Source organism: Lutimonas saemankumensis (genome assembly GCF_020171465.1).
GTDB lineage: Bacteria > Bacteroidota > Bacteroidia > Flavobacteriales > Flavobacteriaceae > Lutimonas > Lutimonas saemankumensis.
In genome coordinates, this window is record NZ_JAIUZR010000003.1 from 232,322 (window position 1) to 246,987 (window position 14,666).

The 14,666-nt window shown below is 38.5% G+C and carries 11 protein-coding genes; 10 read left to right on the forward strand and 1 reads right to left on the reverse strand.

Going from position 1 to position 14,666, the window contains the following annotated elements; genetic code table 11:
* Positions 1 to 85 precede the first annotated feature (85 nt).
* From LCM02_RS02390 to LCM02_RS02430, 9 genes are all read left to right on the forward strand, one after another.
* Positions 86 to 1,402 carry a S41 family peptidase gene (locus tag LCM02_RS02390; protein ID WP_224926721.1) on the forward strand — a complete coding sequence of 439 codons (1,317 nt, stop codon included), beginning with the start codon at positions 86 to 88 and terminating at the stop codon, positions 1,400 to 1,402.
* Positions 1,403 to 1,460: 58 nt separating this feature from the next.
* Complete coding sequence (locus LCM02_RS02395) at positions 1,461 to 2,933, forward strand: neutral/alkaline non-lysosomal ceramidase N-terminal domain-containing protein (protein ID WP_224926722.1); 1,473 nt, start codon at positions 1,461 to 1,463, stop codon at positions 2,931 to 2,933.
* A 195-nt stretch (positions 2,934 to 3,128) separates the two neighbouring features.
* Complete coding sequence (locus LCM02_RS15950) at positions 3,129 to 4,184, forward strand: helix-turn-helix domain-containing protein (RefSeq protein ID WP_317197443.1); 1,056 nt, start codon at positions 3,129 to 3,131, stop codon at positions 4,182 to 4,184.
* A gap of 72 nt (positions 4,185 to 4,256) precedes the next feature.
* Entirely contained in the window at positions 4,257 to 5,975 is a 1,719-nt protein-coding gene (locus LCM02_RS02405) for an alpha/beta hydrolase-fold protein (RefSeq protein ID WP_224926723.1), read from the forward strand.
* 27 nt (positions 5,976 to 6,002) lie between these two features.
* Positions 6,003 to 7,163: an alpha/beta hydrolase-fold protein gene (locus LCM02_RS02410; protein WP_224926724.1), complete on the forward strand. Its 1,161-nt coding sequence runs from the start codon at positions 6,003 to 6,005 to the stop codon at positions 7,161 to 7,163.
* Positions 7,164 to 7,177: 14 nt separating this feature from the next.
* Positions 7,178 to 8,170 (forward strand): pepsin/retropepsin-like aspartic protease family protein, encoded by a 993-nt coding sequence (locus LCM02_RS02415; RefSeq protein WP_224926725.1) that lies wholly within the window; start codon positions 7,178 to 7,180, stop codon positions 8,168 to 8,170.
* A 39-nt stretch (positions 8,171 to 8,209) separates the two neighbouring features.
* Positions 8,210 to 9,124: a hypothetical protein gene (locus LCM02_RS02420; RefSeq protein WP_224926726.1), complete on the forward strand. Its 915-nt coding sequence runs from the start codon at positions 8,210 to 8,212 to the stop codon at positions 9,122 to 9,124.
* A 136-nt stretch (positions 9,125 to 9,260) separates the two neighbouring features.
* Complete coding sequence (locus LCM02_RS02425) at positions 9,261 to 10,745, forward strand: alpha/beta fold hydrolase (RefSeq protein ID WP_224926727.1); 1,485 nt, start codon at positions 9,261 to 9,263, stop codon at positions 10,743 to 10,745.
* A gap of 80 nt (positions 10,746 to 10,825) precedes the next feature.
* Entirely contained in the window at positions 10,826 to 12,304 is a 1,479-nt protein-coding gene (locus LCM02_RS02430; RefSeq protein ID WP_224926728.1) for an amidohydrolase family protein, read from the forward strand.
* A gap of 88 nt (positions 12,305 to 12,392) precedes the next feature.
* Here the strand turns inward: LCM02_RS02430 and LCM02_RS02435 are convergent, their stop codons facing one another.
* Positions 12,393 to 12,719, reverse strand: a complete 327-nt coding sequence (locus LCM02_RS02435) for a hypothetical protein (RefSeq protein WP_224926729.1) — start codon at positions 12,717 to 12,719, stop codon at positions 12,393 to 12,395.
* 61 nt (positions 12,720 to 12,780) lie between these two features.
* Between LCM02_RS02435 and LCM02_RS02440 the strand changes: the two genes are divergently transcribed.
* Positions 12,781 to 14,565 carry a S9 family peptidase gene (locus tag LCM02_RS02440; RefSeq protein ID WP_224926730.1) on the forward strand — a complete coding sequence of 595 codons (1,785 nt, stop codon included), beginning with the start codon at positions 12,781 to 12,783 and terminating at the stop codon, positions 14,563 to 14,565.
* Positions 14,566 to 14,666 lie beyond the last annotated feature (101 nt).

The window sequence follows — 14,666 nt, forward strand, 5'->3', positions numbered from 1 at the left end:
AATTAGAAAAAAACAGATGAAATATTTATTAGTAACAGTACTCTTTTTATCAAGCTCTTTACTCAAAGCGCAAACTCAGAATACTTTGTCGAATACTGATAAGGTTTATGGTTTGTCAAAGTTCTGGCAAGAGGTAAATTATAACTTTGTTTATCTCGACAAAGTAGATAGAGCAAAGTGGGACGAAGATTATAAGCTTTTATTGGAGGAAGTCCAGAATACGGAAAGTGATTATGAATATTACCGTCTGTTACAAAAGTTTTGTGCAACTTTAAAAGATGGGCATACAAATGTCTATTTTCCAGAAAACATTCAAAGCACCATATTTACTTCCTATTTCGGGGAATACCGATTATTTGTTACCAACATCGCCAACAAAGCAATCATCACGCGAATAAACCTCAGTAAGAAAGATGAAATTCCTATTGGGACTGAAGTGATTAAAGTCAATGGAATGAAGACACAAGAGTACCTGGAACAGGAGGTGATACCTTATATCTCCTCATCTACAGAACATATTTTAATGGATTGGGCAGTTTCAAGAATGTTTCGGGCACCAAAGGGAACCAGCTTCGATATTACGCTTAAGTTGCCTAATGGGGAGAGAAAAGACTTAACCATCACTCACGAAGAGACCACCGAAAAAGAAGTCTATCCGGCATTTGAAGAAAGAGAATTGATGGATTTCAAATGGTACAAAGATGATGTTGCTTACATTAGCCTAAACAGTTTTAGCAACCCAAAAATTGATAGCTTATTTATGGACAAGCTACCCCAACTGAGGAAAGCTAAAAAGCTGATAGTTGATTTAAGGTTTAACGGTGGTGGTAACACAAGCATCGGGACTAATATTCTCCAATATCTAACTTATGACAGCCTACTACACGGTTCTGCCTACTCGAGCAGACTACATATACCAGCATTTAAGGCATGGGGTAAATGGTATTCACTAAAAGATACAATAGGTGCATCGGAGGAAGATAAAAAATGGCTGAAACAAGCCGTGCTATCTCACCAAGACAATTATTTCCATTACTTTCCTTATAATCCAAAATCCATTGATCTGGATAGAGAAGAAAGGATCGTAATCCCTACAGCTATCCTTATCGGTCACAATACGGCGTCCGCAGCAGAAGACTTCTTAATAGCGGCGGATAACCAAAAGCACATGGTTAAGATAGGTGAGCCAACATTTGGGAGTACCGGACAGCCTCTTTCATTCGATATGCCCGGCGGTGGTTCTGCCAGAATTTGTACAAAGAAAGATACTTATCCAGGAGGAAAAGAGTTTGTGGGATATGGGATTTTACCCGATATACAAGTTACCAAATCTTACGATGACTACATGGAAAACAAGGACCCAGTTCTTGAAAAAGCGATTCAATACTTAGACAAAAAATAAAAAATAGACTCTAAACAATCCTAAAATGAAAATCATCAAATTCATTGGCATAACATTATTGCTGCTTCTTATCATTGCATTACTCTTCTTTCTATATCAAACACGAGATCGGTATGAAGGCTATGAGGTGAATATTCATATTGAGAATAACCCAGTCGGAACCATAAAATCGGGTTTTGCTGCCGTCTCCATTACGCCCGAAATTGTGGATACATGGAATGATGTAGACAACAATGCACGCTACGAGCCTGAAAATGGAGATACGTTTAACGACAATAATAAAAATGGAAAGTTTGATGCGTTTTGGATTGCAGGTTTTGACAACCGAAGAGCCGCCAATGGAGTACATGATCAACTCTGGGCACGAACCATGATCCTTGATGATGGATCAAGCCGAATAGCCATTGTTTCTCTTGATGCTATTGGATTTTTTCACGATCAGGTCATTGAAGTGCGAAAAAGACTTAAAGATGAGTTAGGAATTGATTATTGTATGATAGCTTCAACCCATGTTCACGAAGCTCCTGATTTAATGGGAATCTGGGGAGAAAGTGAGTATAAAAGTGGAATAAATAAAGAGTACCTTGAGTTTGTAATCAATCAAACTGTTAAATCGGTTGAAGATGCAATCAAAGATTTAGAACCTGTACAGTTGCACTTTGCCAAAGGTGAGGAAGAAACAACTGTCACCGATACGCGCAAACCTTTTGTTCGTGATTCAGGGATTTATATTATCCAGGCAAAAAACGGGAAGGGAGACGTTAAAGGAACGCTTGTTTCATGGGCGAACCATCCAGAGACTTTATGGAGTAAGAACTTATTGTTAAGTTCTGATTTCCCACATTATCTAAGAAAGAATGTAGAGGAAAAATCGGGTGGTATTTGTGTATATCTAAATGGTGCTATCGGCGGACTAATGACAACACACCCAGATGTGGAGGTAACTCATCCGAAAACCGGAAATAAAATAAAAGAACCAAGTTTTGAAAAGGCTGAAGCGCAAGGGCTGATCCTTTCTGAAAATATATTAAATGCTCTAAAAAACTCAACGGACTCAATACGTGAAGGCTCAATTGCCTTGTCGGCGAAAACGTTCAACTTACCGATGGATAATGATATTTTTAAATTAGGATTAGTTGCGGGAGTTTTAGATAGAGGCATGGTTAAACGATGGGAAGTAAGGACGGAAATGGCGGCATGGGGTATTGGTCCTGCATCATTTTTAACCATACCAGGTGAAATTTACCCTGAAATTATACTTGGTGGAATTGACACGCCTAAAGGACAAGATATCCATGTTTCTGCAGTAGAAATCCCTCCTCTTCAAAGTAAAATGCCAAGAAAGTATCAATTTGTTATTGGACAAGCCAATGACGCCTTGGGATATATTATTCCAAAAAGTCAATGGGATAACAAAGAGCCATGGACATATGGAGACGAACAACTGTACGGTGAAGTTAACTCTTTGGGACCTGAAACAGCACCACTTATTCATGGGAAAGGCTTAGAGTTATTAAATGATATCAAGTAGCTAACGGATACAGTTTGGGAACAATTTGACGACTTGTGCTTTGAATGAATACTGACTCCTTAAAAGAATGGGGAGCGATGTAATTTCAAGTGTAGGATTACGAATTTTGAATTATATCCCAGCTCTCCCTCGTTTTTTTTATCAAATCATTTCATTATTTTTGACCGTCATCTGAAAAAACAGATATTATTCTTTATGAGCATTTACCTTATGCGTATTTTACCTTTCATTATATTCTTAATAGGGAATTACTGTTACGGACAATATTCTATTTCCGGATATCTGGATACACCCGAAAAAAACAAACGAGTATATCTATGCCTATTAAAGTTTAATGAACTGAATGCTATAGGTCCAAATCAAATCCTAACGTCTACCGTAACAGATAGTTTGGGATACTTTTCTTTTGAAGGAAGTTTGCTTTCAGACAAACACGCCTTATATCGTATTTATGCCAATTTGGATGAAGATGTTGAAGGCGTGCAAAAATACGATATGGAGGACCTTAAAAACTTTCACAATTTTATTTTCTCGAATAAAGACACCATCGTATTTGAAAGAAACAAAAAGTTCTGGTTTTCCAGTAACAGCAATACCAATCCGATTGATAAAGAATGGAATGCATATGGTTCCTATATTGATAAATTGCGTGCAGAGTTTTCAGACTTTAGCAATCAGGAAATGATCAAACAAACCACTGAACAATTTCTGTCGGAATTAAAGTCTTTTGTACTTGAGAAAGAAACACATCCCTTAACTACTTTAATTTTACTAGGAAGCCTGCCTGAAAGCGGTATTAAAAAAGACTTGAACGATGACCCGGAATTCTACGTTCAACTTCTTGGCCAACTTAATGTCTATTATGATAGTTCCTCTTATGCGCTGCAATATAGAAGCTTTTTGGATGATCAGTACAGGTCTGAAACCAAAGAAGATCTGGCCTTCTTCAAAAAGTTAAGTTATGCTTTGGGTTTTTTATGTCTTCTGTTTTTAGGAGGCCTGGTATTTTTAAGTATCAAACTAAAACAAGCCCGAACTATACAACAGACTCCTATAGATTTTAGTCTTACTACCCAGGAAGAAAAGGTGGCGGAATTAATGATTGACAACAAAACCAACAAAGAAATTGCTTCAGAACTCTTCATATCCTTAAACACCGTAAAAACTCATATTCGCAATCTATACGCGAAGTTAGAAGTGAGTAATCGCACGGAATTTGTGGAGAAATTTAAAAATCACCCCAGGGATTAGCCCCTAAATCACCACCACTTTCCTTTAATTTCCACGACATCACCGATACTTTTGTTCAAAAAAATAATCGACATGAGCAAAAAATCAATCACACTAAAAATCATGCTATTGTTAACACTAATGGTTTTTAGTCAGACAACACAAACAATTAAAGTTATTGTACCGAACAAAACTGACGACGTTTACATAACGGGAAATCAGGAGGCATTAGGAAACTGGAACCCCAAACAGGTAATAATGGAAAAAATCTCAGACTACGAAAGAAGTATTTCTGTAGATCTTAGCTATCCAGCCGAATTTAAATTCACAAAAGGCGATTGGAATTCTGAAGGCATCATTAAAGCGCTTAATAACAATCCTAATCAGAAAATTGAATCGACAGAGTCTAAAAACATTTTCACCATTAAAGGGTGGTCAAATGACATAGACAGTGAAGTTTTAGGTTTAGATTATCAAGTTGAATTTTTAGCTTCTCAATATGTTTTGGGTGGTGGTAGACAGATTAAAATTGCACTACCCAACAATTACGATCCAAAGAAAAAATACCCGGTTTTTTACATCACCGATGGTGAATGGAGAAACTTTGGCGTAGCTAAGAACTATGTAGAAAGCATGGCAGGTGAACCATACAATATTATTCCAGAAACCATCTTGGTAGGAATAGTTCATGGAAGTAGTAATGGAGAATCGAATAGAAACAAAGACCTGGATGTATTTTATGAGGAGACTGGACAACAGTTTAAAAATTTCTTATTTCAAGAGTTGGTGCCATACATCAACAAACAGTACAGCACCTCAGGCTTTAATGTCATGATCGGTCATTCTAATGGCGCTGAATACAATCACTACTTATTCTTAGAGGAAGACAATCCGTTTGGAGGTTTTATATCCATATCCACCAATTTCTTTGGGAAACGAAAAAACAAAGATGTCGATACCAAAATGGGAGGTGCTATGAAAAATTATAACGGAGACACCTTCTTCTATTTTGTTGCCAACGCTAAATACGATTCACCAGACAGAATACAAGCTGGCGATGATTATGAAAAAATGTACGATACCAATCCGAATCCAAAATTTCAATTTCAGAAGAAGTTTTATGAAAAGGATCACAACTCTGTTGTACCACCTGCACTGTTTGATGCCATATCTTTTGTATATAAAGACTACAAACAAATGGAAAAATACAAAACCTTCTATGAGTTAAGAGACAATTATGCAAAAGACATGAAGACTTTGTATGGTTTAGATATAGAATACACATTTAGTGATGTAGAAGGTCTTTTTGGTAAAATCTTCGAAACTAAAGATAAGAAACAACTGGATGCATTTTATGCCTTTATAGAAGAACACAAGCTATTTCGAAATGGAGTAACTCAAGAACAAGGGGGTATGGATGCCATGAACCAAGGGAACCTTTATTACCATATTGGAGCTTATAAAACTGGTACTATAAAATTCACAAAAGCCCTTGAGGAATTGAATAAAACCGTAGAGCCCATGGTCTATTTTGGAAACTTTGATTTTATAGTGGATTGCTTCAAAAAAATAGAAGACCACAAAACATTAATGGAAATCTTAATCAAAAGCCGAGACTTTGCCTCTACTAATAAGGTGTATGATGATGGTAATAAAAACATTTTGTTAAAACTTAATTATTTGATTGCCACAGTATCGGCCGAGCACAACATTGCCAAAAAAGAAGGCAAAAAAGCGAAGGAATATTGTATCGACAACTACTTCGAAAACAAGCTTTTTGATTTGGATGAAATGAATCAATTGAGCATCTAAAAAAAACTGAACCAATAAAATTTTACGATGAGAAATCTATTTATAATCGCAATATGCTTCCTGAGTATGACTATGTCTTCACAGGAAGTCGAGAAAATCAAGGTGTTTTCCAAGGAGTTATCTCAAACTCGAGAAATTAGTATCTACATACCTATGCATTATGAAAGTGAAATAAATCAATATTATGACGTATTCTATGTTTTTGATGCTCAGGCATCAGCTTTTACTAATTACGTCAGCGCTCTTTCAGAAATCTTGCAAGGAGACAATCATAAAGGTGCCATTGTAGTGGGTATAGCTTCTACTTATATTGAAAACCCAGCATATGCCAGAAATCACGATTTTCTTCCTGAAGATTTTGATGTAACCGGGAAAGGCTCCTTTGGTAATCAAAACAATTTTTTAGCCTATGTTAAAAATGAAGTGATCCCTTATGTAGAAGATAACTATCGCATTAGAAGACATAGAACGGCTATTGGACATTCTTTAGGGGGCTCTTTTGTAATACATACCTTATTGAATGACCCAACTCTTTTTGATAATTATGTAGCCGTTTCCCCAAACCTTTCTTACAAAGAAGAACGTTTGGCCAAAGGCTTAGAAAATTTTGATTTTAGCCAACTAAAGGGTTCCAAGTTTATCTATTTGAGTCATTCTGAAGAAAATGATGAACAAAAGTGGAAAGGTTGGAAATCAGCTAATGATAGGGCCTATAAAGTATTGAATGCAATTCCCAAAAATTCAAATGTTCAGGCTTTAGTAGAGCAATTTCCGAATGAAGATCATTTATCGAACTTTGCCACAAGTGTGAACTCAGCCATGAGAAAATACTTCAAAACAGTTCTTCCACAACAGCATGATGAATTAGGTGAAGAAAGTTATTCAATTACCATAAGAGCCAAAGTGCCTGATGAAAATGATGAATTATACATTACAGGAAATCAGGAAAACATAGGAAATTGGAATCCTGGGTTACTTAAAATGAAAAAGGTATCTGCTTTCGAAAGAGAACTTAAACTAAGCGTAAAAGATATCACTGAATTTAAGTTTACTCGAGGAAGTTGGGATTCCGATGCCTGGGTAAAATCGGCAAACGGGTTTTCTAATTTTAATAGTGTTATCAGGCCAAAAGAAGGACAAACCTATGCTTTTGAAATTGAAACCTATAGTGATCGAATGAATAATTAAGCAAAAAGGAAAAAATGAAATTATTTAAAAGAATACTATTAGCGCTATTATTAATTGTAATTGTAGGGGGAACTGTAAGTTTTTTCTACTTTAAAAATAAGTTTTTATCAGCTCCACAAAATGAACTGACCGTTTCCAACTTAGGACAGCCTTTCGATTTTAAGTGGGATGGTATGACCTATAACGATGAATACAACCCCAACGCAGCAATGTTAGTTCCTGTTAATATTCCAGGAATTGATCGCACATTCTACATGCAGTTTGATACAGGAGCAACAAATACAGTGTTGTATTATAAACCTATTCTGTCTATAAATGAAAAGTATGACAACCTCATAAAAATAGATACGATTGAAGGAAAGGTGAGAGCCATGGGAGCCTCAATAAAGGTGGGTACTGTTGATGTACAGGCTACTTCCTTGGGTTTTGTTGGCATGAATAATAAAATTAATTGGACCGATAGTACTGCAGTTAACATCATAGGAACAGTGGGTAACGATTTTATGGAGAAAAATCCAATAATCCTGGATTTTAAAAATAATAAAATCACTCTTTTAGATTCCTTAAAACAGAAACCTGAAAGCGATAAAGACTACCTCCCTTTTACTTTTGATGGCCGAAAAATATTTCTGTCAGCAACTCTCAATAATGAACCTGCCAGTCTATGGTATGACTCTGGTTCAAGTATGTTTGAATTAATTGTTGAAGAAAGTTCATTTTGGGATTTAGCATCTCCCGGAGCTAAGAAAGAATCATTTTTAACCTCATCATGGGGAAACAAAATTCCTACACACAGTATTCAAAGCAATGGAGAATTTCAGTTTGGCTCTGTCACCACACCCTTGAATACAGTGACTTATATGGAATGGCCAAATAAACTTCAAGCATTTATTTTGAAAGCGGCGAATATTGGAGGTGATTTGGGAGGAATGACAGGCAACAAATTATTCTTAGGAAAAACCTTGATTCTGGATGCACCAAATTTACGATACACAGTAAAAGAGTAGAAATTGGTTGTCTCACAAAATTAATTCAAAAACGTAATCATGAAAAAAATAAAACTTACTAAATACTTAAAGTACGTCCTGATAACCTGGATATCATTGACAATTATAATCTGTTTAGGAGGAATAATTAAATACAACGTGGACCTCAATAGGTATATCAAGCAGGATGAACCAAGCAAGAAGTCTAAAAAAAATAATGCTGTAACTGATAGAACAGAAGTATATGTGGTGGGTTCTATGCATTTTGAAACCAATAACTTTAAAAGAGATGATCTCTATACTTATATCAATAAAGTTTCTCCATCCATTATCTTATATGAAGGCGATGCGCAGACTGCGAATCGAATGGTTAATAGAACGGATCTTTTAAATCAATTGATGAGTTCTTTTAAAAAAGGTAATAAAGTAGAGAGTTTTGTAGCGCTTAGATATCTAAAAAATCATCCCGAATCCAAAGTTTTAGGCTATGAATGGGAAGAAAGAGATCGATTTCACTTTAAACATAATTATCGAAAGAATATGGGTAAACTTATTGGAACAGCCATCAAACTACATAAGGAAAAGGCATTATCCAATGAAGAATCAGAAATCATGAATGAATTTTTTATAGTAAACAAAAAATACTCTAACCTTGGTAATTCTAAAACAGTATACGATTTTAATAATCCAATTGCGGATAGTATCATTAGAGTTAAACAGGAATTTGTCTACAATAAAATTCCCAAGATTTTAAATACTAAAGAACTATCAGATGATTTAAAAGAGTTTGTACCTGTTCATATGGACTATTGGGATACCAGAAATATGGCCATGGTGAATAATATTGTAAATCAAATAAAAATCAACCCCAATAAAAGAATTGTTGTATTAACTGGCTACTCGCATCGGTACTATTTAATTGATGAATTAAAAAAACTGGAAGAAGAATATGATTTTTCTATTAAACCGATATAATTCATTGCTATGAATCAACTTCAATTAAAAATTGTATTTTTAAAAAGGCTGATTTAGTGCTGTTGAAAATCTCCCGATTTTATGCCCGCAACCAAATCATGACCAAGACCATTGGCAATTGAAACAATCCGAGGATATGACAAGGAAATTTATGAGAATTAGTATCATTATTCTGATTTCTGTTAATTGCTATAGTCAGAACAAAATACATTTCACACCAAATTTCAATGAATCTAAAGAGACTACTCATAAAATTCCGAAAGGTCAAGATTATACTTTTGGATATATGGAAGTTTTAGAAAATAGAGACAATCCCGATGGTAATAGAATAAAATTACCAATATATATTTTTAAAAGTCGAAGCAAAAACTCAAAACCTGACCCGATTATTTACACGGTGGGAGGACCCGGTTATACTTCTATGCGTGCTTCGAAGTATATGGAATACTATAAGTATCTTGATGATCGAGATTTTATATTATTTGAGCAAAGGGGAACTCAATATGCAAAGCCAAGTTTAGATTGCCCTGAATGGTCAAAAGCGGTTCATCAATCCAATCTTCCAAATTTTGATTCTACTAAAACTGATAGTCTTTTTCAAAAAGCAGCCAAACGGTGCAATGAAAGGTTACGAAAAAACGGAATTGACCTAAACTACTACACAACAAACCAAATTGCTGCCGATATTAACGACTTGACAAGCGTATTGGGAATTAAAGAATATAACTTGCTTACGATGTCTTACAGTACTAAAATCGGGCAGGTTTTAATGCGAGATTATCCCGATAAAGTTAGAAGCGTAGTCATGGATTCACCACTTCCTTTAGAAGTTAATTATGATGAAGAAAGCGTGAACAATCTTTTAGAGTCCTTAGACAAATTACTCTCTGATTGTGAAATAGATATGGACTGTAATGATGCCTTTCCGAATATTAAAAGCCGCTTCCTCAAGTATTTGGAAGAGAAATCAAACAATCCACTTGAAGTAGAAGTAGAAAATCCGAATAGCGGAAAATTGGAGACTTTTTATCTCAAAGGAAAAGACTTGATCATCGTATTCTCTTCGGCTTCGACGGGAAGTGTACCCAATATTCCTCTAGAAATAAATAAAATCCTCAATAATGACTTGTCTTCAGTAAAGAAACAATTACAATATTTATTCCAAGGACCTGGAGATGGAGTTGGAAAAGGAATGCGTCTATCGGTATGGTGTGCAGAAGAAAACCCATTCAATTCTCAAGAAAAAATTGTTATAGAAACAAATAAGCATAAAGCGGTCAAGGGATTATCTCCTGCGGTTTTTGATGACGAAGTTTGTAAAATTTGGGGCGTTAAAAAAGTAGCTCAAATTGAAAATCAGGCCGTAAGGAGCGATATACCGGTTCTTTTAATAAGTGGAGAGTATGATGAATTGACACCTGCCAAATGGGCTGAATCAATGTCTAACAATCTGACGAATTCCTACCATCTGATTTTTAAAGGCTGGAAACACGGCCCAACTACCAATTGGAGCAATCCGTGCGCTATGCAGGCTGCAAATGATTTTTTTAATAAACCAACAGAGATACCGAAACCAGATTGTTTTGATCAAATTAAAAGTCCTAAATTTAAAACGGAATAAATAACTGCTTACAACAAGGTTTACAGTAAATACTCTTGGGATACGCACCGTACACACAACGTTATGAATAATTAAAATCAATGAAAAAACTAACACTATTTTTTTTAGTTCTATGCGCCTTTTTTTCATGTACAAAAAAGGAGGATCAATTTAATTTGATGGAGGGGCTGCTCATCAAAAACGCCAGAATCATCTCTACAGAAGACTTATCAATCAGTGAAAAATCAACTATTGTAATTGAAAAGAACAGTATTATCTATATAGGAAATAATGCTCCTGAAATAAGCGGAACGTACCAAAATATTGATGCAGAAGGCCAATACGTGATTCCCGGGCTTATTGACAGCCATGTTCATGTAACTGGTACGGATGGTCTTTCAGAAGAAGAAGAAATAGCCAACCCTTCAATAGTTAAAAACTACCGCACACAGCTTCCCAAAAGTTACCTTTATTTTGGCTACACTACACTTATTGATCTAGGAACGACTAAACCTAAAAGGCTTTCAGATTTTAATAATGCTACTGTAAAGCCCGATTTATTTTATGTAGGAGGAGGTGCTGTTATTGGCAATGGATATGGACTATCTAATTGGAAGGACTCAATACCAAATTTCATTTATCAGGAGGATGAAAACTATCCAATACCAGAAAAGTACCTCAAAGAAAACCATACGCCCGAAGCAGTAGCTAAAAGAGTTGCAGCATCAGGAGCTATTGCTATTAAAACTTACTATGAGCCTGGCTTCGACCCTAGCCAACCACCAATGCCAACGCCTTCTAAAGAGTTAATGGAACAGATTAAGACCGAGGCTCATCGCAATGATTTAGTATTGGTGGTGCATGGAAACTCTACCAAGGCACATCGTTTTTTGGCAGATGCTCAAGTAGATATAGTTGCCCACGGACTCTGGAACTGGGGTGATGAAAGTCTAGGTGAAGACAACCAAATCCCAATGGGCGTAGCCAAAGCACTCGATATGGAAGTTGAGAACAATATCATGTACATGCCTACCTTACAGGTGATTAATGGCTTAAATAGCCTGACCACACCAGAATTTTTAAATGATGCTGAATTGAAAAATGTGCTTCCTGAAAGTTTAATTGATTATTACAAAGCACATACAGAATCAAAGTACCTGGAAGTTTTTGGAGATGCTCCTAGAGACATGATTCAAAGAAGCTTCAATAGGATATCTGCTCAAGGAAAGGCTGCATTGAATTACCTATATCAGAAAAATGCGAAAATTTTATTTGGCACAGACACCCCAGCCTCGCCTACTTTCGGGAATCCTCCAGGATATAATGGATACCTGGAAATGACTGAAATGGTAAATGCTGGTATTCCGCTTGGAACTATCTATCAATCCGCTACCATCAAAAACGCCAGAGCATTTAAGCTAGACAGTTTGTATGGAGGAATTGAAGTTGGAAAAAGAGCCAACATACTTGTGCTCAACCAAAATCCATTAGAAGATATTTCAGCCTATAATGATATTTCAATAGTGATCATTCAAGGAAAAGCTTTGGATAGGGAATCACTTTCCGCTTTAAGAAATTAAAACTATTGATAGCATGATCTAAGCGGCTATGCTCACCAGTGGCGAGAGCGCTATTTGAGTAGTAAAAGATTATTTTATCAGACAATTACTAAAACAAACATATGCAACAGATCTCTTTTTGGCAAACATGGTTAGTGGCAGGCTTACTGATGGCGATACCCGCAACAATCACAGCACAGGAAGCTGAGCTCACTCTTGATGACCTGTTCACAACGCCAAAACTGACAGGAACAACCCCGTCAAGGCCTGCATGGGCACCGAACAGCGAGCACTTCGCCTTTTCCTGGAGTGAACCAGGAAATCCTGGGCGTGGACTCTGGGTATCTACAAACGATGGGAAGGAAATGCGCCTCATTTCTAATACGGCATCCGCGTCAGTTCGCGATATTGTCTGGACCGACGCGAACACTATCATCAGCCTGCGAGGTAACCACCTATGGCAGACATCGCTGAGTCATGGAGACGACCTCCAGTTGATGCCTGTTGAGGCAGGTGCACATCACCTGTCGATATCGCCCAGCGGCAACCAAGCGGCATATATACAGAACGGTGACCTTTGGCTTGCTGACTTCCCTTCCAAACAGATTCGCCAACTCACCGAGATCGGCATCGCCAGTCTCTCGAGCTTAAGGAAGGGGCGTTACAGCAGACCGGAACGTGAAATCGGTCCAGGTATCTGGAGCGGACCAACCTACAAGTGGTCCCCGGATGGCAAGACAATCGCGTTTCACGCTGTTGACCGACGTGAAATGCGAAAGGTGCCGTTCCCGGATTACCTCGCTGCCGAAACCAATCCCAATGAGGTACGCCGAGGTTACCCGGGCGATCCAAACGAGATTCGCAGGGTTGGCCTGCTCGATGTAGAAAGCGGTAACATTATGTACCTCGATTTGCCGGACCCGCAGGCCAACCAGGTAATCGACTTCAACTGGTCACCGGGCGGTGCTCTGCTCGTTGATACAGCATCTGACACGGCGGTTGAACGTAAGTTGTTTGTCGTGGCACCTGGAGAAAGCCAACTGCGCGAGATTTGGCGAGGTGTTCGAGAGAGCCGCATGTACACATCGTTTGGATCTACCTGGCATCCGGATGGGCAGCAGGTCGTTTTCTTAAGCGATATGGGTGATCGCTACGGCCTTTATGCGATCGATGCCTCACCGTCCAGGGATCGTCCGCAACTCCTGACAGATCCGTCTTATGATGTGCTGAGCGCTCCAAGTATTGCTGGTGATGCATTGTTTTATGCAGGCAACGGAGTTAATCCCTACGAACAACACGTATATCGCCTGAATATGTCCGGAGGCCATCCCGAGCAGGTGACGCGTCTTTCTGGCCGGAACGTTGGCTACCCTTCACCGGATGGCCGGCACTTGGTGTTCATGCACAGCAACGACACATCACCGCCCGAGCTGTACGTGGTAAGCAGCGAGGGTGGTGACGCTACGCGAATAACCCACTCGCCGTTGCCCGCCTTCACGGAGCGAACCTGGGCAGCTGCGGAATACGTTAGTTTCCCCAGTCTTGTAGATGATTACACGCTGCATGCCCGGATTCTGAAACCTGCCAACATGAAGCCCGGTAAGAAGTATCCAGTGCTGTTTGGGCCCGTGTATTCGAATACAGCGAGGAACCGCTGGGCCGGTAACTACAGCCTCGTGCAGCATCTGTTGGCCAAGAAGGGATATATTATCGTACAGGTGGATTCACGTGGTAGCAACGGTTATGGCCGGGCCTTCCGGGAAGAGTTCCTCCTGGGCTTTGCCGACCAGGACATTGAGGATTATGCAAGTGCCGTTGCCTACATGGAGTCACTGGCTTATGTAGATCCCGATCGCATCGGTATCTGGGGCAGCAGTTACGGTGGGACACTCTCCGTTTATTCGCTGCTGATGAAGCCGGGCTTATTCCAGGTGGGTGTTGCTGCAGCGGCGGCTGTTGACCCGATGTTCTTTGGCACGGACGACGTTGCGATTGTTCGTCGCCCACAGACACACCCGGAGATCTTCGAAAGAAAAGCGCTCAACTATGCAGCGAATCTGGAGGATAAACTCCTGTTCATCCATGGGATCCAGGACCATGTGGTACCATTCAAGACGACGGCCGTGTTAGCTGAAGAACTGATTAAACAGGGCAAGGACTTCGACTTTGCCTTTGCACCGGGTGCGACGCATGGATGGAGCCGTGAGCGGGATTATAATCGCTACCTGTTTGGCAAGATCATCGAATACTTTGACCGACACCTAGCCGTGCCGTCTGAGTAGATGTTTGCAGGTGTCATATCTGCGCGTTGGCCTCAATTCCCCACATAGAGAATTCCAAAAATCTGGCAAAAAATGATAAATTTGAACAAAAATTTAAACAG

What these genes read in the sequence shown, in the direction of transcription:
- LCM02_RS02415 (WP_224926725.1), top strand. Translation starts at nt 7,178, where the DNA reads ATGAAATTATTTAAAAGAATACTATTAGCGCTATTATTAATTGTAATT.
- LCM02_RS02430 (WP_224926728.1), top strand. Translation starts at nt 10,826, where the DNA reads ATGAAAAAACTAACACTATTTTTTTTAGTTCTATGCGCCTTTTTTTCA.
- LCM02_RS02405 (WP_224926723.1), top strand. Translation starts at nt 4,257, where the DNA reads ATGAGCAAAAAATCAATCACACTAAAAATCATGCTATTGTTAACACTA.
- LCM02_RS02410 (WP_224926724.1), top strand. Translation starts at nt 6,003, where the DNA reads ATGAGAAATCTATTTATAATCGCAATATGCTTCCTGAGTATGACTATG.
- LCM02_RS02435 (WP_224926729.1), bottom strand. Translation starts at nt 12,719, where the DNA reads ATGATAGTGTTCGCGTCGGTCCAGACAATATCGCGAACTGACGCGGAT.
- LCM02_RS15950 (WP_317197443.1), top strand. Translation starts at nt 3,129, where the DNA reads ATGAGCATTTACCTTATGCGTATTTTACCTTTCATTATATTCTTAATA.
- LCM02_RS02440 (WP_224926730.1), top strand. Translation starts at nt 12,781, where the DNA reads ATGCCTGTTGAGGCAGGTGCACATCACCTGTCGATATCGCCCAGCGGC.
- LCM02_RS02420 (WP_224926726.1), top strand. Translation starts at nt 8,210, where the DNA reads ATGAAAAAAATAAAACTTACTAAATACTTAAAGTACGTCCTGATAACC.
- LCM02_RS02425 (WP_224926727.1), top strand. Translation starts at nt 9,261, where the DNA reads ATGACAAGGAAATTTATGAGAATTAGTATCATTATTCTGATTTCTGTT.